General features: G+C 40.7%; 17 protein-coding genes. 7 read left to right on the top strand and 10 right to left on the bottom strand.

Annotated elements, in window-relative coordinates; translation table 11 throughout:
• Nucleotides 1-8: 8 nt before the first annotated feature.
• Nucleotides 9-848, bottom strand: coding sequence for a p-hydroxycinnamoyl CoA hydratase/lyase (locus RMB06_RS16975; RefSeq protein WP_169538806.1), 840 nt, complete (start codon nt 846-848; stop codon nt 9-11).
• A 248-nt stretch (nt 849-1,096) separates the two neighbouring features.
• Between RMB06_RS16975 and mhpT the strand changes: the two genes are divergently transcribed.
• The 3 genes from mhpT (at nt 1,097) to RMB06_RS16960 (ending at nt 3,672) form a co-directional block, all read left to right on the top strand.
• Nucleotides 1,097-2,329 carry a 3-(3-hydroxy-phenyl)propionate transporter MhpT gene (gene mhpT, locus RMB06_RS16970; RefSeq protein WP_017400394.1) on the top strand — a complete coding sequence of 411 codons (1,233 nt, stop codon included), beginning with the start codon at nt 1,097-1,099 and terminating at the stop codon, nt 2,327-2,329.
• 71 nt (nt 2,330-2,400) lie between these two features.
• Nucleotides 2,401-2,856, top strand: a complete 456-nt coding sequence (locus RMB06_RS16965) for a MarR family winged helix-turn-helix transcriptional regulator (RefSeq protein WP_032025797.1) — start codon at nt 2,401-2,403, stop codon at nt 2,854-2,856.
• Between the two features lie 123 nt (nt 2,857-2,979).
• Nucleotides 2,980-3,672, top strand: a complete 693-nt coding sequence (locus RMB06_RS16960) for a GntR family transcriptional regulator (RefSeq protein ID WP_005802836.1) — start codon at nt 2,980-2,982, stop codon at nt 3,670-3,672.
• Nucleotides 3,673-3,715: 43 nt separating this feature from the next.
• Here the strand turns inward: RMB06_RS16960 and RMB06_RS16955 are convergent, their stop codons facing one another.
• The 5 genes from RMB06_RS16955 to RMB06_RS16935 form a co-directional block, all read right to left on the bottom strand.
• The gene (locus RMB06_RS16955; protein ID WP_262451695.1) at nt 3,716-4,660 is read right to left on the bottom strand and encodes a PDR/VanB family oxidoreductase; all 945 of its coding nucleotides are present in this window, start codon (nt 4,658-4,660) and stop codon (nt 3,716-3,718) included.
• Between the two features lie 12 nt (nt 4,661-4,672).
• Nucleotides 4,673-5,749 carry an aromatic ring-hydroxylating dioxygenase subunit alpha gene (locus tag RMB06_RS16950; RefSeq protein WP_311080466.1) on the bottom strand — a complete coding sequence of 359 codons (1,077 nt, stop codon included), beginning with the start codon at nt 5,747-5,749 and terminating at the stop codon, nt 4,673-4,675.
• Nucleotides 5,750-5,982: 233 nt separating this feature from the next.
• Nucleotides 5,983-7,170, bottom strand: coding sequence for an OprD family outer membrane porin (locus RMB06_RS16945; RefSeq protein WP_311080465.1), 1,188 nt, complete (start codon nt 7,168-7,170; stop codon nt 5,983-5,985).
• 12 nt (nt 7,171-7,182) lie between these two features.
• Nucleotides 7,183-8,136: a formylglycine-generating enzyme family protein gene (locus RMB06_RS16940; protein ID WP_199997127.1), complete on the bottom strand. Its 954-nt coding sequence runs from the start codon at nt 8,134-8,136 to the stop codon at nt 7,183-7,185.
• Nucleotides 8,137-8,161: 25 nt separating this feature from the next.
• The gene (locus RMB06_RS16935) at nt 8,162-9,847 is read right to left on the bottom strand and encodes an arylsulfatase (protein ID WP_311080463.1); all 1,686 of its coding nucleotides are present in this window, start codon (nt 9,845-9,847) and stop codon (nt 8,162-8,164) included.
• A 372-nt stretch (nt 9,848-10,219) separates the two neighbouring features.
• Here RMB06_RS16935 and RMB06_RS16930 point away from each other — a divergent pair, with 372 nt between their 5' ends.
• The 3 genes from RMB06_RS16930 (at nt 10,220) to RMB06_RS16920 (ending at nt 15,328) form a co-directional block, all read left to right on the top strand.
• Nucleotides 10,220-11,566 carry an MFS transporter gene (locus tag RMB06_RS16930; protein ID WP_311080461.1) on the top strand — a complete coding sequence of 449 codons (1,347 nt, stop codon included), beginning with the start codon at nt 10,220-10,222 and terminating at the stop codon, nt 11,564-11,566.
• A 31-nt stretch (nt 11,567-11,597) separates the two neighbouring features.
• Nucleotides 11,598-12,878 (top strand): OprD family outer membrane porin, encoded by a 1,281-nt coding sequence (locus tag RMB06_RS16925; RefSeq protein ID WP_311080459.1) that lies wholly within the window; start codon nt 11,598-11,600, stop codon nt 12,876-12,878.
• A gap of 251 nt (nt 12,879-13,129) precedes the next feature.
• On the top strand, nt 13,130-15,328 hold the full coding sequence (locus tag RMB06_RS16920; RefSeq protein ID WP_311080457.1) for an OsmC domain/YcaO domain-containing protein: 2,199 nt from the start codon (nt 13,130-13,132) through the stop codon (nt 15,326-15,328).
• A gap of 63 nt (nt 15,329-15,391) precedes the next feature.
• Here the strand turns inward: RMB06_RS16920 and RMB06_RS16915 are convergent, their stop codons facing one another.
• The 4 genes from RMB06_RS16915 to RMB06_RS16900 all read right to left on the bottom strand — a co-directional run bounded on the left by RMB06_RS16915 (nt 15,392) and on the right by RMB06_RS16900 (nt 20,442).
• Nucleotides 15,392-17,062: a GMC family oxidoreductase gene (locus RMB06_RS16915; protein ID WP_311080456.1), complete on the bottom strand. Its 1,671-nt coding sequence runs from the start codon at nt 17,060-17,062 to the stop codon at nt 15,392-15,394.
• A 27-nt stretch (nt 17,063-17,089) separates the two neighbouring features.
• Nucleotides 17,090-17,983, bottom strand: coding sequence for an alpha/beta hydrolase (locus tag RMB06_RS16910; RefSeq protein ID WP_311080455.1), 894 nt, complete (start codon nt 17,981-17,983; stop codon nt 17,090-17,092).
• 72 nt (nt 17,984-18,055) lie between these two features.
• Nucleotides 18,056-18,910 carry an SDR family oxidoreductase gene (locus RMB06_RS16905; RefSeq protein WP_057074190.1) on the bottom strand — a complete coding sequence of 285 codons (855 nt, stop codon included), beginning with the start codon at nt 18,908-18,910 and terminating at the stop codon, nt 18,056-18,058.
• A 44-nt stretch (nt 18,911-18,954) separates the two neighbouring features.
• Nucleotides 18,955-20,442 (bottom strand): NAD(P)/FAD-dependent oxidoreductase, encoded by a 1,488-nt coding sequence (locus RMB06_RS16900; protein WP_311080454.1) that lies wholly within the window; start codon nt 20,440-20,442, stop codon nt 18,955-18,957.
• Between the two features lie 135 nt (nt 20,443-20,577).
• Here RMB06_RS16900 and RMB06_RS16895 point away from each other — a divergent pair, with 135 nt between their 5' ends.
• Entirely contained in the window at nt 20,578-21,591 is a 1,014-nt protein-coding gene (locus RMB06_RS16895; RefSeq protein WP_311080453.1) for an AraC family transcriptional regulator, read from the top strand.
• Nucleotides 21,592-21,628 lie beyond the last annotated feature (37 nt).

Below are 21,628 nucleotides of genomic sequence, written 5' to 3'. Positions count from 1 at the left end.
ATCAAAAGTTAACCAGTACGTTTATAACTCTGTAAACCCGGTTTAATTGATTTTTCATCTAAGAATTGTTTCAAACCTTCTTGGCGGCCATTTTCTGTATCGCGGTGGATACATTGATCAAGTTTGGCATATAAGTAGTCTTCGTTTTGGTCCCATGTCAGTTCGCGGCAACGCTTAAATCCATTTTTAGCGGTACGAAGAACCACAGGGTTTTTCTCAAGTAAGCAATTTGCAAGTTCAGTCACTTCTGCTTTTAATTGGGCAAGCGGTACGCTTTTGTTCACAAGGCCCATGGTTTCAGCTTCTTTACCACTAAAGGTTTTACCCGTCATGATGTAGTACAAAGATGCACGGTGACCTACGGTATCTGCCATTGCTTTGCTTACAAGGTTACCTGGCGGGATTCCCCAGTTAATTTCAGATAAACCGAAAGTTGCTTCATCTGCTGCAATTGCGAGGTCACAAGCCACTAAAGGTGAGAAACCGCCTCCAAAACACCAGCCGTTGACCATAGCAATAGTTGGTTTTGAATACATACGAAGAAGTTGCCACTGCCAGCGACAAGAGTCACGGCGAATACGTTCTTGGAAAATTTCAGGCTGAGTGTCGACTTCACGGAAATATTCCTTCAAATCCATACCCGCTGTCCAAGAGTCACCAGCACCAGTCAAAACTAAAACACGCGCATCTTGATCAAGCTCAAGAGTTTCGAGCACATCAATCATTTCACGATTGAGTGTTGGGCTCATGGCATTTTTCTTTTCTGGGCGGTTTAGTGTTACCCATGCAATTCCATCTTCAACTTTGACATCTACTGTTTCCCAGCGGTTTTCATAACTCATCTTCATGCTCCTTGAATGATTTTTTGCTGTTCTGGGATTTAATCTAATATCAGTTAAACTTACATTCAAGTCTTTTTCATAAAATTTCATAAATATTTTTTAATTCATTGTATTTTAAATGTTAATTATTTTTTAAATTAATTTAATATAAAAATATGTTGATTTTTTAGTAAGTTTAACTGATATTTCTGGTGTGTTTAAACAACAATACACAAAGGGCTAAATGGAACGACTAGTCAATAAAGGACAACACAATGGAAAAAATATCAGGACAGCCTTCAAGGGCAAAAATCACGTTGCTACTGTGCTTTGCCATAGCAATTTTTGAAGGGTTTGATCTTCAATCAATGGGGGTAGCCGCTCCACGCATGCGGGCTGAGTTCATGTTAGACAATGCCCAGATGGCGTGGGCGTTTAGTGCTGCAATTTTAGGGACGTTACCAGGTGCAATATTAGGCGGTCGGTTTGCTGATATTGTCGGGCGTAAGAAAATTCTGATTTTTAGTATTTTACTTTTTGGAATTATGTCTTTGCTAACGGCTTATGCTGCTAACTTCAGTTTGCTATTACTCATTCGTTTTTGTACAGGTTTAGGAATGGGTGGAGCACTTCCGATGATGATTACACTTGCCTCTGAAGCTGTACCTGACCAGCACAAAGGCACCGCAGTGAGTATTATGTATAGCGGCATTCCTTTTGGCGGATTACTCACTTCTGTGGTTGCGATGTCGTTGGCAGGCGATGCAGAGTGGCGTCATATTTTCTATATTGGTGGGATTGCACCTATTTTACTCATTCCACTGATTATGCGCTTTTTACCTGAGTCAAATGATTACCTGCAACGTAAAGTTCAAGCGCAAAAAACGACACCATTCTTGGAAGTTTTATTTGCCAAAGAACGTCGTATGTCAACCATTCAGCTTTGGGTCAGTTTTTTCTGTACGCTAGTCGTACTGTATTTCTTGTTGAACTGGTTACCGTTGCTGATGGGTGCGCAAGGCCTATCAAAACTACAGGCAAACTATGTACAGATGGGCTACAACGTTGGCGGAATTTTAGGTTCAATCCTCATGGGCGTATTGCTTGATAAATTACGCATGAGCTTTGTGATTAAGCTGATTTATCTCGGCATTTTATTTTCGCTTTGTTGTTTAGCAATTTCTCCGACCGTTGCTTTACTTGCACTTTCGGCAGTGGGCTGTGGCTTATTTATTGTAGGTGGACAATCCGCTTTGTATGGTCTGGCAGCAATGTATTATCCAACTGAAATGCGGGGAACTGGTGTAGGTTCAGCAGTTGCAATTGGCCGTATAGGTTCTTTTGCTGGGCCTTTAATGGCTGGCTTTTTACTCTCACTTGGACAAAGCTCGACCATCGTGATTGGTTCAAGCATTCCAGTGATTTTAATTGCAGCGATCTCTGCATTACTTCTTGTCAAAAAACCTAAACAGCCTGTACATTTAGTACAAAGCTCAGGTGCTCGCTAAGTTTTAACGAAAGTATGGGGGTTAGAACCTCATACTTTCACTACAGATTTTCTTATGATGATTGAAAGGTTATGGTACGTTCGAATTTAGTTCCAAAAAAAGTAGAAGATGAGCCTAAGTTAAGTTATATGATTGCTCGTGTTGACCGAATTATTAGTAAACATTTAACAGAACATTTAAAAGAGCTTGAAATTACCTTGCCGCAATTTACTGCACTTTCTGTTTTAGCTTCAAAAAGTAATTTATCCAATGCCAAGCTTGCTGAGCGCTCTTTCATTAAGCCGCAATCAGCCAACAAAATTTTGCAAGATTTACTGGTGAATGGCTGGATTGAGAAAAAACCGGACCCAACACATGGCCGCCGTATTTTAATTACGCTGACTGAAAGCGGTATTGAAAAGTTAAACAAATGCAATGAAGTGGTTTTAAAAGTTGAAGAAAAAATGCTTGAAGGCATTGATATTAACCTGGCTTATTTAATCCGTAATAATCTCGATATTATGGTCAATAATCTTAAAAATCTTTGATTGAATGTAGTTTGCGATTTAATTTATTAAACGTAGTACACATGCTTAAGCACTGATTCACACAGAAAATTTATTTCATTTTACAAATGAACTTGCTAGCATCGAAGTGACGTTTTTGGTGATGTGTGGCAGCGAATGTCTTCAGGACAACAAGTTTTACTTAAACTAAGAAAAATGATTATTTCAGGGGAACTTGAAGGCGGTGCCAGAATTGCCGAAATTCCGACTGCCGAGTTACTTGGTGTTTCAAGGCAGCCTGTTCGTATTGCCTTTCGGTTGCTCGAGCAAGAAGGCCTCCTCATTAAAAACCCAACTCGTGGTTACACGGTTCGTGAAATTTCAGAGCAACTTGTTCATGATGCGCTCGAAGTACGCGGTGTGTTGGAAGGGTTGGCTGCGAAAACTTTGGCAGAACAAGGCTTAAGCGAAGAGCAGAAAAAGACGCTGCAACATTGCATTCAAGAAACTGAAAAACTATTTAATGAAACAGACGAGTTTGGTGATGCTGAACTGGAACGTTATCACCATTTCAACGTCATTTTTCATGACACGATTATTGAAGGCGCGCAAAACGTCGCACTCATCCAAGCCTTAGCGAAAAACAATCAATTGCCGATGGCGTCTGCTCAAGCCATTACCTATGACCAGAATCAAGCTTTGTCTGAATATCGTCGTTTGCACTATGCGCATTTACAGCATTGTTCGATTTTCGATGCATTGGTACATCGTCAGGCAGGGCGTGCTGAAACTTTAATGCGTGAGCACAGTAGTGTGGTGATTTTGGGTGAAACGCTAAGAAATGTTCTCAGCGCTTAAGGTGAAAGAAGTTCCTTTATTTTCGAATAAAGGAACTTGAATATTAAAGCTCAATCACAAGATTTTTAGTTTTTGCACGAGAACAGCAGGGCGTAAACTGGTTATTTAGTGCATGTTCCTCATCGGTCATAAACATATCTCGATGATCTGGAGTGCCTTCTACAACGCGTGTAATGCACGTACCACAAATACCTTGTTCACACGAAACAGGAATATCAAAACCATTTGCAATTAATGCTTCTGTTGCTGTCTGCTCTGGTAATACTTCAATTCGGCGGCCCGTACCTTTCACTTCAATGGTGAAAGCTTCATCGTTGGACGTATCTACCTTTTGAGCAACAAAATGCTCTTGATGTAACTGTTCGCTATGCCAACCCGCTTGTTCGGCCGAGCTCATGACAAACTGCATAAACCCTGTAGGTCCACATACATATAAGTGTTTATCAGGTGAAGATTGGCCCAAAGCTTCTGCTATATTACATTCGGTGTCTGGTTGGTCTTGAATGTGAAAATGAACTTGCTTACCAAAGTGCTCGGTTAAATTGCCATAGAAGGCAATCATTTCATGACTACGAACGAAGTAATGTAATTCAAAAGGAATATTGGCCGACTTAAGCCGATATGCCATCGACAAAATAGGGGTAATACCGATACCACCCGCAAATAAAACCGCTTGTTTGGTTTGAGGATGAATTTCAAATAAATTACGCGGCTCACCAATTTTTAAATGATCGCCTTCACGATATTCAGTGTGGATGCAACGTGAGCCACCGCGTGAATTGGCATCATGTAAAACGCCAATCACATAACGATGCTTTTCAGTGCAGCAGTTTGAAAGTGAATATTGACGGGTGAGGCCGTTTTTTAGGTGCACATCAATATGCGCACCTGCTTCAAAACTCGGTAGCTCTGTACCATTTGCTGCAACCAATTCAAACGCACGAATGGTCGGGGTAAGCTGGTGAATTTTTTGAATGATAACGTCCATGTTCATGCTCCTTTAAATAATCCGAATGTTTGGAAACTTCTGTGCGGACGTTTCAGGAGGTGTTTTATTTTCTTCGGCAAGTAGTCGGTCAATGACCTTACGGGACTGGACACCGCCTGCGTCGATGTTGAGCATTAGTAACTTGCGATGTGGGTTGTTTAAAATATTTTGTTGTTGTTGCTCCAGCATTTCTAAATCTTCAGTAAAGATTTTGCCTTGACCTTCACGAATTTGATCGGTGAGTTCAGTATTGTCTGGCTGGAAGTTACGTGCCATTCCCCAGAAATACCAGTGAGAGGTTTCAGTTTCTGGTGTAATAAAATCAACCACAATTGAGGAAACTTTTTTGTCACTTGGTGCGTGATAACCACCATGTCCGGCATGCGCTACACCCACTTCAATATGAACATTACTTGGCGCAAAGAAGTGACAACGTTGCCAACGGTCAACTGGTACAACGTCTGCCAAGTGATTACCGCGAAGGGCCATTTGCCAAAATGGAGGTGCGATCACATTTTCCATATAGCGTTCGGTAATCACATGATCACCGTCAACTTTAGTGACTGGCAGGGCTTCATCAATTTCTTTTTGTCCAATACTGCTGGAGTGAACATAGGTTTCGTGTGTTAAATCCATCAGATTATCGACCATCAAGCGATAGTCACACTGAATGTGAAACAGGCCTCCGCCATAGCTCCATTCAGGATGATCTGCCCATTCTAAAGTTGGCAGTTTTGCTTCATCTGCTAAAGCTTTCTCGCCTGGCCATATCCAAATAAAACCGAACTTTTCGACAACTGCATATGATTTGTTGCAAGGGAAACCGTTTACACGTTGGGATGGCATTGAAACCGTCTTTCCGTCACAACCCATAACTAGTCCATGATAACCACATACAAGGTTGCCATCTTCGACATAGCCAAGTGAAAGTGGGGCACCGCGATGGGGACAAAAATCTTCAACGGCTGCAACTTGGTTTTCTTTACCACGATAAAAAACAATTTTTTCACCACAAATAGTGCGACCTAGTGGTTTGTCTTGGATTTCTTCTGGGCGGCAGGCAACATACCAAGCATTTTTAATAAACATTGTGACGACTCCTTATCACTTATTGGATCCAATTTATAACAAATAAAAATATTGGTCAATTGATAAGCAGTATATTTATTCAAAAGTATTGTTCTTTAAAGTTGGTTAATTTGTATATTTTTAAATATTATTAAGGACTTTTGCTATTCTTTGGAATTTTAGAGTGAAATTTTTATTAGTTTTTATTTGGATCCATAATGACTTCAGTTAAGCCATTATGGGAGTGTAGAGATTTAGAAATTAACCGTGTAGTGAAGCATCATGCGCTGTTCATCCAGACTGTTGCCGTGTTTGGTGTCGTAATTTATATTTAAGAAAAGAAACTTAAGATTTTTAACCCAAGCATTTAGGTCGTATTGAATCAACACGTCACTTTCTTGCTCAAAATTATTTTGGTTTATGGTCTGAAATGAATCGCCATAAATGTATTTATAGGTGATTTTTAAACCCTTGATATAGTCTTTAAAGTCATACGAGGCAACGAAATGATAAGACTTTTCATCTGCTTTGGTAAACGCGCCTAAGGTCCAGTTCATCATATGGGGGATGGGCATATTGTCGAGTTTTGGAATTCCATCTTTGCCAAAGTTTTCTTGGTAGCCAATTCCAGTTGTAAAGTTGCCATGTTTGATGAAATGCATAGCGCCTACAGATGTATTATCATATTCACCAAGCTTTGATTTGCCAACATCGTCGTGGCGAAACACACGTAATTTTGTGGTGTGCTGCTTTGTCCATTGGTAATCAAAAGCAAAGTAACTTTGATTGATGAGATCTGTTAAGTAACCATTGTAAAATTTCCAATGATATCTAGGTGTTTTGCCATCCCATTGAAAGAAATAGAGTCCGTCAGATTCATGTTTTGATATGGCGAGTTTGTGATAGTCCTCCTCATTTTTTGGTGAATAACGGTTAATCAAACCCAGCTCGAAATTTTGTTGTGGTGTCTTATATTTTAATTCCAAGCCTTTATAGTTAACTCGTAATTGATGTGTATCCACTTGTGGCGTAAGTGGTGAGTCGGGAATAATTTCCCCTATATTTATCCGAAATTTTTGATATTCAACTCCAGCACCTAAGCCATATTTAACTTGATCTTGTGCTTGTTTTTTAGTGTTAGGGTCAAAGGGTATGGCCATATCATTGGTGTGTTGGTCGCTACTTAGGCGATAAGCATATTGAATGCTTGGATTGAGGTGGAGCTGTACATCATTAAGCTTGGTTGACCAGTCACCACGATAAATCAGACCTTGGCTCAAGCTATGAGTATCGGGACTAGTACCATTTTCATATTGTCTGTCGAAGTTGAATGTTTTTAGTGTGAGTGTATTTTGAAAATTAACATCGACTGCACTATGAGCTAAACAGCAGGCAAGGGTTGTCCCTGAGAAGAAAATCCCATAAATAAAAATATGCTTCATTTTTAAATCCGTTTAAAAGCGTTTTACTGTTCTAAATCCGACATGGCTGGTGGCAAGGTCGAGTTCTTGTGGATGCCTCGCGGCAGCACGATAACGCGCGCAATAGTTGGTTGCACATAAATAAGACCCACCTTTAATCGTGTATTGCAAAATCTGTTCGTGACTTTGCCGATATTTCGATGGATCTCCCATATGATGATCTCTTGGACCTGTATAGGGTGTTTGCGTCCATTCCCATACATTGCCAATCAAGTCATATAAACCAAATGGGTTTTTACTAAAACAACCAACAGGGGCAACATCCTTAAAACCATCTTCCTGAACATTTTTGTATGGAAATTCACCTTGCCAGAAGTTGGCTACAATATGGCCTTCGTGGGTCGGGCCAATATCGGAGTTTTGCTGAAAACCTTTGGCTGCATATTCCCACTCAAGCTCAGTCGGTAAGTCATGACCTAGCCAGTTCGCATAAGCGTAGGCATCATTCCATGTCACCATACGAACAGGCTCGTGAGGCGCGGATTGTTTAGGGTTATTTAAGCCCCATGGATGTTTCCAATTGGCCCCTTTTTCAAATTTCCACCACTGTAATTCTTCAACTGGATGATCAGGTTGTACAAACATAGCTGCGCCGCCTTGCTTCTCTGCATCGGTGACATAACCCGTTTGTTTAACAAACTCTTGAAATTGAGCATTGGTGACTTCAGTCGCATCAATTAAAAAAGCGGGAACTGAGGTTGCCTGTAAGTTTAATGGGCGTTCATCTTCATAACCTTGTGTGGTGCCTAAAACAATTTTTCCTTGCGGAAGCTTGACCATGCCTGCTTCTTTATTGTTAGGCCATCCCGAAGGAAGGCCTGAATAAGAAGTACATTTAGCTTTAGTGCCTAGGTCGGGCAAGGTGGTCTGTTCTAGTTGAGGTGTGGTTTTTTGGCACGCACAAAGTAAGAGAAACGATGAAAGCATCATGATCTGTTTCATCTGGTTTTCTCTACTTTTTGTTGTATTGCTCAAAATCCACAACACCATTTTCATCGGCATATCTTAAATATTTATCATTTAAGACTTTGACGATCTCAGGATGTTCTGCATAAACATTATGTTGCTCATTAAAATCTGTTTTTAAATTGTAGAGCTCCCAGCCATGGCTCTTAAATTTAGAAGGTGAGTTTTCAATAAGTTTCCATTGGTCAGTTTTGGCGTAGCGGCTGCCATGCAATTCTTTAAAGTCATAATAATTAACAGGTCGAATACGGGCTGTATTGTCTTTAAAAGCAGGGATCAGACTAAAACCAGATGGTTTAATTTTGGTGCTTGAAGTTGGATAAACCTGATTATTTTGAATACCAGCTAGCTCCATCACAGTTGGGAATATATCTCTGACTGTCGCAAAGTTATTGTTAATTCCATGTTGTTTAGAAATCTGAACAGGTGATTTAACAATAAATGGGACTCGTACTCCGCCTTCTGAAGCAGCTGACTTCCAGTGGGTAAATGGTGTGCTGCTCACTTCGGCCCAGCGTGGTCCCATATAAACATATGAGCTGGCGTTGCCTATATTTTCATAGCGATTGTCGGCATCACCCATTGGGAAATTATGATCACCACCTTCAGCACCGTTATCTGACATAAACACAATCAAAGTATTGTCATATAAATGATGCTTTTTAAGATATTGAATGACATCACCCACACGGTCGTCTAACTGGGTAACCATGCCCGCATAAACTTCCATTTTACGCGCTTCGTATTTGCGCTCTTGTGGGGTGAGTTCATTCCAGCTTTTTGTGCCTAAAGCTTGGTTGCCACGCTCGACTGGGTATTCTGCATTTGCAGGAATTAATCCTAATTTCTTTTGTCTTTCAAAGCGCTGTTTACGAATCGCATCGTAGCCTTGATCGTATTTACCTTTGTATAAGTCTCTATAATGAGCAGGTGCTTGTAGGGGCCAGTGTGGAGCGGTATAGGCTAGATAGGCAAAAAATGGTTTTTGCGCTTTATTTTTGTCTAAGTACTCAAACGCTTTTTGTGTAAAAAAGTCGGTCGAGTAGTAGTTGTCAGGCAAAGTGGTCTTTTGACCATTTTCAGTGTATTGGGTGTTGCGCGGATAGTTCTTAGGTTGGTCTTTAAAGTGTAAATCGAAGCCATCGAGTAGAGCAAAAGATTGATCAAAACCACGAGCTTTAGGGTTTTGGTCGGGAGCATAGCCTAAGTGCCATTTACCGACCATGAAAGTGTAATAATCTTTAGTCTTTAAAATCTCTGCGAGTGTATACGCATTTTGAGTTAAGTGACCTGAATAGCCATCAATTTTGAGTAGTGCACGCGGACTATCGGCGCCAACCAATTTTTCTTGTCGTTTTGAAGTTTCATACATGGCACCTAAACCCACCAAGTGATTATCTGCACCTGTCATAAGTTGTGCACGAGTAGGTGAACACATTGATGAAGCATGAAAATTAAAAAGCATTTTTCCTTGTTTTAATAGGCTATCAATATGAGGGGTTTTAATTTCGCCACCATAAGCGCCAATATCTGAAAAGCCAAGATCATCGGCCAAAATAATCATGATGTTAGGTGGTTGTTGATTTTTTGGAGGTGCTGCTTGCGCCGTGTAAAACAATTGGCTGGCAAAAAAAAGTCCCAATGTAAGCTGGCTTACTCTTTTGAGTTTCATAACAACAATCCTTTGATGTTTTAAAAATGCATCTTGCATTTCCTGGAAATAAACTGAGCTTTTTTTGGCTAAAAAATGCTCTGGAATCGATCATAATAGATTTTTTAATATGGATCCATAAAAATATTCAAGCATTCTAATTTTATGTTTTTAATAATTTTATACTTATATAATTTATGTGTTTATATACTTTTTAATAATCCGTTTATAATTTTAGTTGATTTTTTGGATCCAAATATTCAGTATAGAAAAAGAGCAGGATGCTCAAAAAACAAATATTCCTCTAGGTCATTATGGATACGGATATGCATAACCACCCAATCGCTCATCTAGCAATGTCGTGTGTATGTCTTATCCAAGGGAGATACACAAATGGAAAGAGACGTTCTAAGTGAGATCAATCAAAACAATATGAGCCGCTATCAATGGTTCGTTATTTTGATCTGTATTTGTCTCAATATTATTGATGGCTTTGACGTGATGGTAATGGCATTTACTGCTCCATCCGTGTCAGCAGAGTGGTCACTTTCAGGCGCACAAATTGGCTTGTTGTTAAGTGCTGGCCTTTTCGGCATGGCTGCCGGTTCCATTTTTCTTGCACCTTTAGCCGATAAAATTGGCCGCCGTTTACTCATCTTAGTTTGTCTTGTAATTGCAGGTCTTAGCATGCTGGGCTGTGCTTTTGTACAAAGCCATGGCATGTTGGCAGCACTTCGATTTATTACAGGAATTGGGGTGGGTGGCATCCTTGCGAGTAGTAATGTCTTGGCAAGTGAATATGCCAATGCACGTTGGCGCAGTCTTGCTGTGAGCTTAATGTCTACCGGTTACGGAATTGGTGCGACACTTGGCGGGGTACTATCACTGGCATTGATTGAGCATTTAGGTTGGCGCTCAATCTTTTTAGCAGGCGGCATTACTACTATTGCAATGTTGCTGATCAGCGCATGGTTATTACCTGAATCTTTAGATTACTTACTCGCGAAACGACCAAAACAGGCACTAGAACGAATTAATGCAACTGTAAATCGTATGGGGCTTAACGAATTACCAGTTATGCCGCGTTATGAAAAAATCAGCACGCAAAATGGCAGTGAGCTGGGCAAATTATTTGCTGGTCAACTTGGATTTCAAACACTTTGTTTGTGGTTTGCATTCTTTTTAGTGATGTTTGGCTTTTACTTTGTCATGAGCTGGACACCAAAAATTCTTATTTCAATGGGGATGTCGCCACACCAAGGCGTAAGTACCGGTATTTTAATTAGTATTGGTGGGATTTTCGGGGCAGCCATCATTGGTTTATTGGCATCACGTATGAAAATCTTCTATGCCTTAAGCCTGTTTTTAGGACTAACCTCGGCATGTGTTTTCCTATTTGTCGCTGTCTCATCTCAAGTCAGCATTGCACTCATGGTGGGGTTATTACTTGGCACACTCATTAATGGCTGTGTGGCAGGTTTATATTCTATTTCTCCAACAATTTATGATGCTGAAATTCGTAGTCGCGGCGTGGGCTATGCAATTGGTTTTGGACGAATTGGGGCAATTTTATCGCCAACGGTTGCAGGCATCTTCCTGGATAAAGGTATAGCACCCGCAACGCTTTATGCCTATTACGGTGTGGTGTTTATTTTGGCTATTTTCCTGATTTTAAGTTTGGGTAGTGCTTTTTACCGCAGTCAAAAAGAGCAAAACTACTCTCTTAAAACAGCACCTTAATCCATTAAAAATTAAATAGTTGAGATAAAAAATGAAAAAGACGCCATTGTGGGTGGGGGTATGCTTGTGCCCATTATTTAGTCAGGTTGTGCATGCTGAGTTTATTGCAGACAGTAAAGCTGAGCTGACACTACGTAATTTTTACTTTGACCGAGACTATAAAAAAGACCCATATCCCTATACAGCAGCCAGAGATTGGGCGCAGGGTTTAATTTTTAAAGGACAGTCTGGTTATACTGAAGGTGCGGTTGGGTTTGGTGTTGATGTACTGGCAATGGCAGGTTTTAACCTGATGGGAAGCCGTGCTGATGACTATGCGCGTAGTGGCTTATTACCAGTGAATACCGATAACTCGCGTGATGATTATTATGGAAAAATAGGCATTACAGGAAAGGCTAAATTTAGGAAAAATGAACTTTTTGTGGGGGACTTAGTTCCACAATTACCGACCATTTTTTCATCGCCAGCGCGTTTGTTCCCTCAGACTTACCGTGGTATCCGTTTTGTTTCAAATGAAATTCCAAATCTTCAACTCGAAGGCTTTTATGTCGATGAAGTACGTCAACGTAATTCGATTCGTTATACCGATGTTGGAACAGACAATATCAACCATCGTTTTGACAAAGCGGCAACCACCGATTCTTTTTATACGTTGGGAGGAAGTTATCAGTTAAAGGATTACCGTTTGCGTGCTTATCATGCTGAACTCAAAGACATTTACCAGCAACAATTTTTAGGTTTTAACGGCAAACAACCTTTAAATGATCAACTTAATTTTTTAAGCGACGTGCGTTTTTTTAATAGTGAGGAAACTGGAAGCAAAAAAATAGGAGAGGTCGATAACCGCCATATTAGTGGCTTATTTGGTTTGAACTATCAAAACCATACAGTTTCTTTGGGCTACATGCAGTCATTTGGCTCGACTGGTTTACCATTTTTGTCGGGAACCGAAAGTCCGGTTGTGCTTGATTTTATGAGCTCTGACTATTCAAATAAAGACGAAAAAGTCTATTCGATTCGTTATGAATATGACTTTAAAAATGCGCGGGTAGGTGATGTTTCATTAAACGGACTGCGTTTTATGACTCGCTACGCAAAAGGTGAAGACATTGATTTGTTGCAATATGGCGATCAGCGTTTTAAAGAAGAGTCGATGGAATTTGATTTGGGCTATAAAATTCCTGAAGGTAAGTTCAAAGGCTTAGGTATGCGAGCTCGTTTTTCTCACTACCGCAACGATATGCCAAGTAATATGACATTTCATTCGACCAATGAAACGCGGTTGAATGTTGATTACACCTTTAAATTTTAACGTTCAATATTTAACTAAATTCAAGACAAGTTAAAACATTGTGAGCAGCAATGTTTTAACTTTAGTTATCAACTGCACAAAATCCCTCTATAATACCGCCAATCTTATTAAAGCCAATTGAGTCTCTCATTAAACACATGGCTTTAATCTCTCTTTTTTTAAGTCAATTTCTTCGCTGTGATTCGGCTTATTTTTCAATATTTAGAATTTTATGTGTCTGCGCTGACACATAAAAATATTTAGGTGCCAGCATGGAAATCAAGGTTAATTATCTCGACAATCTTCGACAGGAAGCTAAGTTCGATGACTTTACGGTAATTGCCGATCAACCAATTCGCTACAAGGGTGACGGTTCGGCACCGGGCCCATTTGACTACTTTTTAGCATCATCAGCATTGTGTGCAGCGTACTTTGTAAAAGTGTATTGTGCCGCTCGAGATATCCCAACCGATAATATTCGTTTATCGCAAAATAATATTGTTGATCCTGAAAACCGTTATAAGCAAACCTTTAAAATTCAAATTGAATTACCAGCTGATATTTCAGAGAAAGATCGCCAAGGTATTTTACGTTCGATTGACCGTTGTACTGTTAAAAAAGTGATTCAGACTGGTCCCGAATTTATTATTGAAGAAGTTGAAAGCATCGATGCAGATGCGCAAGCATTGTTATTGCCAAGCTTAACTTCAGAAAGCCATACTTTTATTCAAGGTAAAGACCTGCCATTAGAAGAAACCATTGCCAATATGTCTGCTATTTTGGCAAATTTGGGCATGAAGATCGAAATTGCATCTTGGCGTAATATTGTTCCAAATGTATGGTCGTTACATATTCGTGATGCCCAGTCTCCGATGTGCTTTACCAATGGTAAAGGTGCAACTAAAGAAAGTGCTTTAGCGTCTGCATTAGGCGAGTTTATTGAGCGTTTAAACTGTAACTTCTTCTATAACGATCAGTTCTGGGGTGAAGATATTGCAAATGCTGAATTTGTGCATTATCCAGATGAAAAATGGTTTAAACCGGGTCCAAATGGTGAATTACCTAAAGAAATCTTAGATGAATATTGTCTTGAGATTTATAACCCAGATGATGAGTTGCTTGGCACACATTTATATGACACCAACTCAGGTAATGTAGAGCGCGGTATTTGCTCGTTACCTTTTGTGCGCCAGTCTGACGGTGAAGTTGTCTATTTCCCATCAAATTTAATTGAAAACTTGTACTTAAGTAATGGTATGAGTGCTGGGAACACTTTGGCAGAAGCCCAAGTTCAATGCTTGTCAGAAATTTTTGAACGTGCTGTAAAACGTGAAATTTTAGAAGGTGAAATTGCACTTCCAGATGTTCCTGAAGACGTATTAGCAAAATACCCAAGTATTGTTGCTGGTATTAAAGGTCTAGAAGAGCAAGGCTTCCCAGTATTAGTTAAAGATGCATCGCTAGGTGGTCAGTTCCCAGTAATGTGTGTGACTTTAATGAACCCGCGTACGGGTGGGGTGTTTGCATCTTTCGGTGCGCATCCAAATTTTGAAGTTGCGTTAGAACGTAGTCTGACTGAATTACTTCAAGGCCGTAGTTTTGAAGGCTTAAATGATTTGCCTCAACCGACTTTCCAAAGTAATGCGGTCACTGAGCCGAACAACTTTGTTGAGCACTTTATTGACTCAAGCGGTTTGGTATCTTGGCGCTTCTTTAGCTCTAAATCTGACTATGACTTTGTTGAATGGGATTTTTCTGGCGAAGGCGAAGAGTCGAATGCAGAAGAAGCTGCAACATTGTTCGGTATTCTCGAAGAGATGGGCAAAGAAGTATATATGGCAGTATACGAGCACTTAGGTGCGACAGCTTGCCGTATTTTAGTACCGGATTATTCAGAAATTTATCTTGTTGAAGATTTGATTTGGGACAATACAAATAAGGCACTTTCATTCCGTGAAGATATTCTAAATCTCCATCGTTTGGATGATGAGCAGCTTGAGGCATTGGTTGAGCGCTTAGAGGAATGCGAGTTAGACGATTACACTGAAATCACCACACTCATTGGTATTGAATTTGATGACAATACAGTTTGGGGTCAACTCACTATCTTAGAATTGAAATTGCTAATTTATGTTGCTTTACAACAATTTGAAGAGGCAAAAGAGCTTGTCGAAACTTACTTGCAATATAACACCAACACCGTTGAGCGTGGCTTGTTCTATCAGTGCATGAACGTGGTGCTTGAAGTGATGTTAGATGAAGAACTAGAGCTTGAAGACTACCTGACTAATTTCTGCCGTATGTTTGGTGACACACGAATGGACGCAGTATTAGGTTCTGTCGATGGTAGCGTTCGTTTCTATGGTTTAACACCAACAAGCATGAAACTAGAAGGACTTGATCGCCATTTACGTCTGATCGAGAGCTATAAAAAATTGCATGCAGCTCGTGCTAAAGCCGTAGCGATGTAATTTAAAAAGCGAAGGAAAAAAGCCTATTTTTAAATAGGCTTTTTTTATAAAACAACTCGCAGTTTAAGCAGAAGCTTTGGTGATCTCTATGGTTTTTGCATCTGCTCTATAACCTTGTTGCTCATCCAAAGTATGTTTAGCGGGAATATACGACATTGCACGTTCCGCAAGAGCTGTAATAGTGAGACTTGGGTTAACCCCCAAATTTGCACCTAACATTGAACCATCCACAACATATAAGTTTTTATAGTTAAAGACACGGTTTTGTCCATCTACCACGCCACGCTCTGGGCTTGAAGCAATTGCGCAACCACCCATACAGTGGGCTGTAAAAGGTACATTAAACAAAATTTCGGTAATAGTCGTCATTGGATGACCATTAAACATTTTGGCGACTTTTTCGGTAAATGCATTGGCCTGTGGAATATACACAGGTAGCTTTTTACCTTCGCTCGATAATACTTTGCCAAAAGGCCAGAACCAATTACGTTTCAAGCGCATATTAATGGAGGCATCAGCTGTTTGCATCACCAAGAAGATTAAAGTTTGACGTGCAAAACTGACAGGATTACTCATGCGAAGGAAAATAAATGGATGGCAAATAAGTGCCCATAACCAAAAGAATATACGTGTCCAACCCGGTTTACCTTTAGCCATGTAAGTACACATGAGGCCCATGGCATCTGAACCAGTTTGGTAACGCGTCGCTTCAATGTGAGTGTCATGGTCAATGTAAATACTTGAACCAATGGCAACACCTTTACTCATGTCGACATCTTTACCAAAAAAGCGAACGCCTAAAATCGACTCGGCATTAGTACGAACCCGATTACCCAAATCATCAGAGATATTTGGCAGTGAACCAGACTGTTTTAAACGGAATAACATCTCTTGCGTACCCAAAGAAGATGCAGAGAAAATCACGTTACGAACACGCCATGTACGGCGTTGTTTGTTAAACCATGAGCTCGAACATTCAGTCGTAACTTCATAGCCATCGCTGCCATCGGCTTTACCATTGAGTGGTTTCACATCAACAACTTTGGTTTCTTCGTAAACCTTGGCGCCATTTTTTTCGGCAAAGTACAAATAGTTTTTATCTAAGGTATTTTTTGCGTTGTGTTTACAACCTGTCATACAACCGCCACATGCGGTACAGGTTCCGCGGTCTGGACCTTCGCCTTTAAAATATGGGTCAGGGTAGGTCTTGCCGCCTTGTTCACCTTCGGGTGGAAAGAAAGTGGCAACACGAGTGGGTTTAAATGTATGACCAACACCGACTGCTTCCCCCATTTTTTTGAGCATGTGGTCGGCAGGACCGAAAATTTTATTATCCGTCACCCCAAGCATACGTTCGGCTTCAGCATAGTGCTGTGGCATTTCATTTTTCCAGTCCGCTGCATCTGCCCACGTGCCTTCATCCCAAATATGTTCAGGTGGAACCAGTAGGGTATTGGCATAGGTAATTGAACCGCCACCTACGGCATTCCCGCAAATAATGGTGACATGGCGAAAAAAACGCATGTTGAAATAACCAAAAAGTTTCATACCTGGGCGCCAAATCCAGCGACGGGTATTCCAGTTATTTTTAGCAAAATCTTTAGCTTCCCAGCGTCGCCCCATTTCCATTACAGCAACAGAGTAGCCTTTTTCGGTTAGACGGCAAGCAGAAACACTACCACCAAAGCCTGAACCAATAATGAGGTAATCATAGTCATAATTGTTTGTTGTCATGCCGAGGACTCCTCTCTGGCGATATTTTTATATTGACTGTGTATGTTTATCAATGAATTGCCCAATGCGCTCAATCGAGTCATTAGATTCATTTAGTATACCCGCATGGAACTGAAAAACATGTCCGACTCGGTCATAAACCCTTAAGTTCGTCGGAATACCATACTTTTCGGTTTGTTTAGCGAGCCGTTTTGCATCATCTAATAAGACTTCTTCGGTACCGACATGAATTAAAACAGATGGTAATCCCGTTAAGTCGGCATAGAGTGGGGAGCAGGTTAGATCGGTTGCCGATTTTTGTCCGCAATAGTTTTTTGCACACCAAGCTAACCAGTCCTCTGATAGCATCGCATCTTGAGCAGCATGAGTTTTCATCGTGCTTCCAGAGAGGCTTAAGTCAACCCAAGGTGAAAGTAAAACTAATGCCGCTGGTAACGGTAACCCTGCATTTCGTATCGCAATTGCAGCACTTAAACTCAGTCCACCGCCCGCAGAATCGCCAGCAATCACGAGTTTTTTCGGGTCTTGTCCTTGAGCAAGTAAAGCTTTATAAACTGCAATGACATCTTCAATCGCAGCAGGGCTTGTGTGCTCTGGGGCTAGGCGATATTCAGGTAACCAGACTTGTGCTTGAGCTGCATGTCCGATTTGAGCAGCAAGCTTAGTGTGACTTTTTGAGCTACCCACCACATAGCCTCCGCCATGTAAATATAAGATGCCGAGTCCTGATTGAGTCGTTTTGGGCTGAATATGAACTGTCGGTACTTGAGCAATTGTTTGCTTTTTTGTTTTATAGCCACGTGGCCCAAGCACAATTGCACTGGCTGCATCGCTACAAAAACGTTGTAGCTTTAGTGGTGTTTTAGGGGATAAGGCTGGACGTAGTGTGGTACGAATAGTCCATGCAAGAAGCTGCTTCATAATAAGGACTCATACTAAGCATTTAATATCAGTCAGCATCTCTTAAAATGAAGAGTATGCTGACCACTGTTTTTATTTTGCTGATTTGTTGAGTAGACGGGTTTGCAAGGCAGTGGCAGTTGCAAAAATCTTTTGGTAGCCTTGTGGCAGAATACGTTGAATTACATCAACGGCTTTCGCATCGGCTCCAATAAGTAAACGGCGGCGGTCCTTACGAACAGCCTCTAAAATTTGTTGAGCTGCATCATCAGCAGGGGTGCGAAGTAATTTATCGAAAGCATCCTGACTTTTTAAAGGATCCATTCCTAAAGACTGGACGCTATTATTCATACGCGCAGCTTTGGCAATATTGGTACGGATACCACCCGGATGCACACAGGTCGCACTCACTCCAGCATTTTGTAGATCGAGTTCTTGGCGCAATGATTCAGTAAAGCCACGAACGGCAAATTTACTGGCGTTATAAGCACTTTGAGTTGGTTGAGCTGTTAAGCCAAACATACTAGAAATATTAATAATATGCCCATCACCACTTTGCTTTAAGTAAGGCAAAAATTCTTTGGTGCCATAAACCACGCCCCAAAAATTAATCCCAATGAGCCATTCAAGATCTTCATAGCTCACACCTTCAGCCGTACTACCAATTGCGACACCAGCGTTATTAAAAATCAGGTTAACTTGGCCATGTTCATCTACTACTGCCTTTGCCCAAGTTGCAACTTCATCACGCTTAGCCACATCGACTTTTTGTGTGGTTACTTTGACTGAATAAGGCGTTAACAGCTCGACTGTTTTAGCTAATCCCGCTTCACTAATATCGGAAAGTGCCAGATGGCAACCTTGTTTTGCCAATGCAATAGCAATTGCTTGTCCAATACCAGAACCCGCACCTGTCACAGCTGCGACTTTATTTTTAAAAGACTTCATAAAATTCTCCGTTTATTTTTCTCATTTCCTATGGTCAAGCTTGTTTAAGAAATAGCCGCAACCTGAGTGTAGTTTTCAACATCGAAGCGACGAGTACGTTGTCGATATTCAAGGGTAAAACCTGGCCAGTTATTGGTATTTTTGCCATCAGCAGTCTGATACCAACTGGTACAACCTTGTGCCCATACGGTTTTTTTCATTTTTTCTTGAATGCTTTGATTAAACTCATGTTGAACTTCTGCACGAACATTGGTGAACAGAAGTTTGTTTTGTAGGGTTGTTTGAATGGCATCTAAAATATAATTTACTTGGCTTTCAATCATATAAACAATTGAGTTGTGCCCAAGATTAGTGTTTGGACCATAGAGCATAAAGAAATTTGGAAAGCCGCTAACAGTTAAACCGAGATAAGCTTCTGCACCATCTTTCCATGTGTCTTTTAAGGTGCGACCATCAAGACCTGTAATCTGCATGGGCGCCATAAATTCCGTTGCGGCAAACCCTGTACCATAAATAATGGTATCGACTTCACGCAGATTTCCTTCAGTATCTAAAATGCCGTTTTCAGTAATTTCTTGAATGCCCGTATTAATCACATCGACATGAGGCTGGGTCAGTGCTTCATACCAATGATTTGAAATTAAAATACGTTTACAACCAATTGGGTAATCTGGCATTAAACGATGGCGTAACTTCCCATCTTTAACGACTTTACGGATGTGACGCTGGAATAAATATTCCACCAACGGCATTTCATTAAGTGAAGTTGTAAAAGCAAGTAGGCGAATTTCATGGTGACCATATTGCAAGGCACGGTCCAGACTTTGCAAAATAGGTAATTTACGGAAAGCCTTTTTCTCTAAAGGTTGGTAAACCCGATCTGGTTTTGGAATCACGTAAGGTGCTGAACGTTGATAAACGTCTAGATGTGCTACCTGTTTAGCAATTTCAGGTACAAATTGAATTGCGCTTGCACCTGTGCCAATGACTGCAACACGTTTGCCAGTTAAGTCATAGTCATGATCCCAACGTGCTGAGTGAAATGCCTTACCTTTGAAGTTTTCAATACCTTTAAGTTTTGGATAGGCTGGGCGGTTAAGTTGGCCTACCGCGCCCACTAAAAATTCAGCTTCAAATTGTTCGCCAGTCGTGCTTTGAATGTGCCATACACCTTGTAGGGCATCAAATTCGGCACTGGCTATTTCAGTGTTAAATTGAACATGTGGACGAATGTCATATTTATCGGCACAGTGGCGTAAATATTGATGAATCTCTTGAGATGTACCGTAGCGATTTTTCCAACCTAGCTCTTGCTCAAAAGAAAAGGAATACAGATGAGAAGGCACATCGCATGCAGCACCCGGATAAGTATTGTCACGCCAGACACCACCAACATCGCTAGCTTTTTCAAAGAGCGTAAATTGTTCAAAACCTGCTTGTTTGAGACGAATGGCAAGTCCTAGACCACCAAAACCAGTGCCAATAATGGCGATGCGTACATTTTTATTTGAATTAGACGACGAATTAAACATAGGCTGCTCTAAATCCTTAAAAACAGTGAGCGAAAAAATCGCAATTTCCTGTATGCAGAATAGACGTTTATTTGCTTGATTTAGAGGATGGATGAGGACAAAATATTGTGATTCGAGGACATTCTGAGCAATACAGTGAAGTATGCATGGGCTTTTGAACGCAGTGTACATAGTGTTCGGTTAATGGCTGATTTCGCAATGGAATCAGGCATCTCTTATCAGACAATTTTGCAAGGGGCAGGGCTTAGCCAGCAACAATTACTCGACCCTAATATGGTGGTGACCGGCCATCAGGAATTACAGCTCATTCATAACTTGGTTGAGCAACTAGGAGGCAGACCGACATTAGGCTTAGAAGTGGGCACACGCTATCATTTCACCACATTTGGGCCATTAGGTATGGCTCTGATGAGTAGTGCTAGCATTCGTGAAGCACTAGATTTGGCATTAACCTATTTTACATTAACCTTTGCTTTTACCCGCTTTGATGTATCTGATACACCGCAAGGAATCCGTATCGAAATTGATGAGCAAGATATTCCATCTTCAGTGCGTCAATTCATTATTGAACGCGATGCCGCTGCGCTTATTACGGTACAGCGAGATTTGGTACAGGATAACTTTTGCCAGTATTTGGCTTTTTCTTTCCAACTCAAAGGTGATGCCAAGCCTTATCAGGACTTATTTGGCGTGATGCCTGAATTTGGTGCTGCGAAAAGCTTTGTAATTCTTGATCCGCAAAAAGTAGACCAAAAGTTGCTTATGGCAAATGAATTGGTTTTACATACAGCTGAAGAACAGTGCCGACAAATATTAGAGAAACGCCAATCACAAAATAAATTTACAACTTTAGTGCAACAGCAATTGATGAACGTGCGAGGGGAAATGCCTTCTATGGAAATCGTGGCTGACCGACTGCATTTAAATGCACGAACCTTACGCCGTCATTTGGCATTAGAGGGGATGACTTTTATTCAGATACGTGAAGAAGTCAGGCAAGTTCTAGCTGAGCAATATTTGGCATTACCAAAAGCTTCGGTTGAGCAAATAGCCGAGTGGTTAGGTTATGCAGAACCTGCCAGCTTTATTCATGCTTATAAAAGATGGCATGGGAAAACACCTCATGCCATGCGTTTAGTACAAAAATAAAAAAATGAATGGTGCTTTTGCTTTCCCTTCATTAAAG

Origin of the sequence: Acinetobacter sp. V104_13 (assembly GCF_031798995.1) — a bacterium.
GTDB lineage: Bacteria > Pseudomonadota > Gammaproteobacteria > Pseudomonadales > Moraxellaceae > Acinetobacter > Acinetobacter pittii.
The sequence above is the reverse complement of the archived record's forward strand: the minus strand, read 5'-3'. Positions and strand labels throughout refer to the sequence as shown.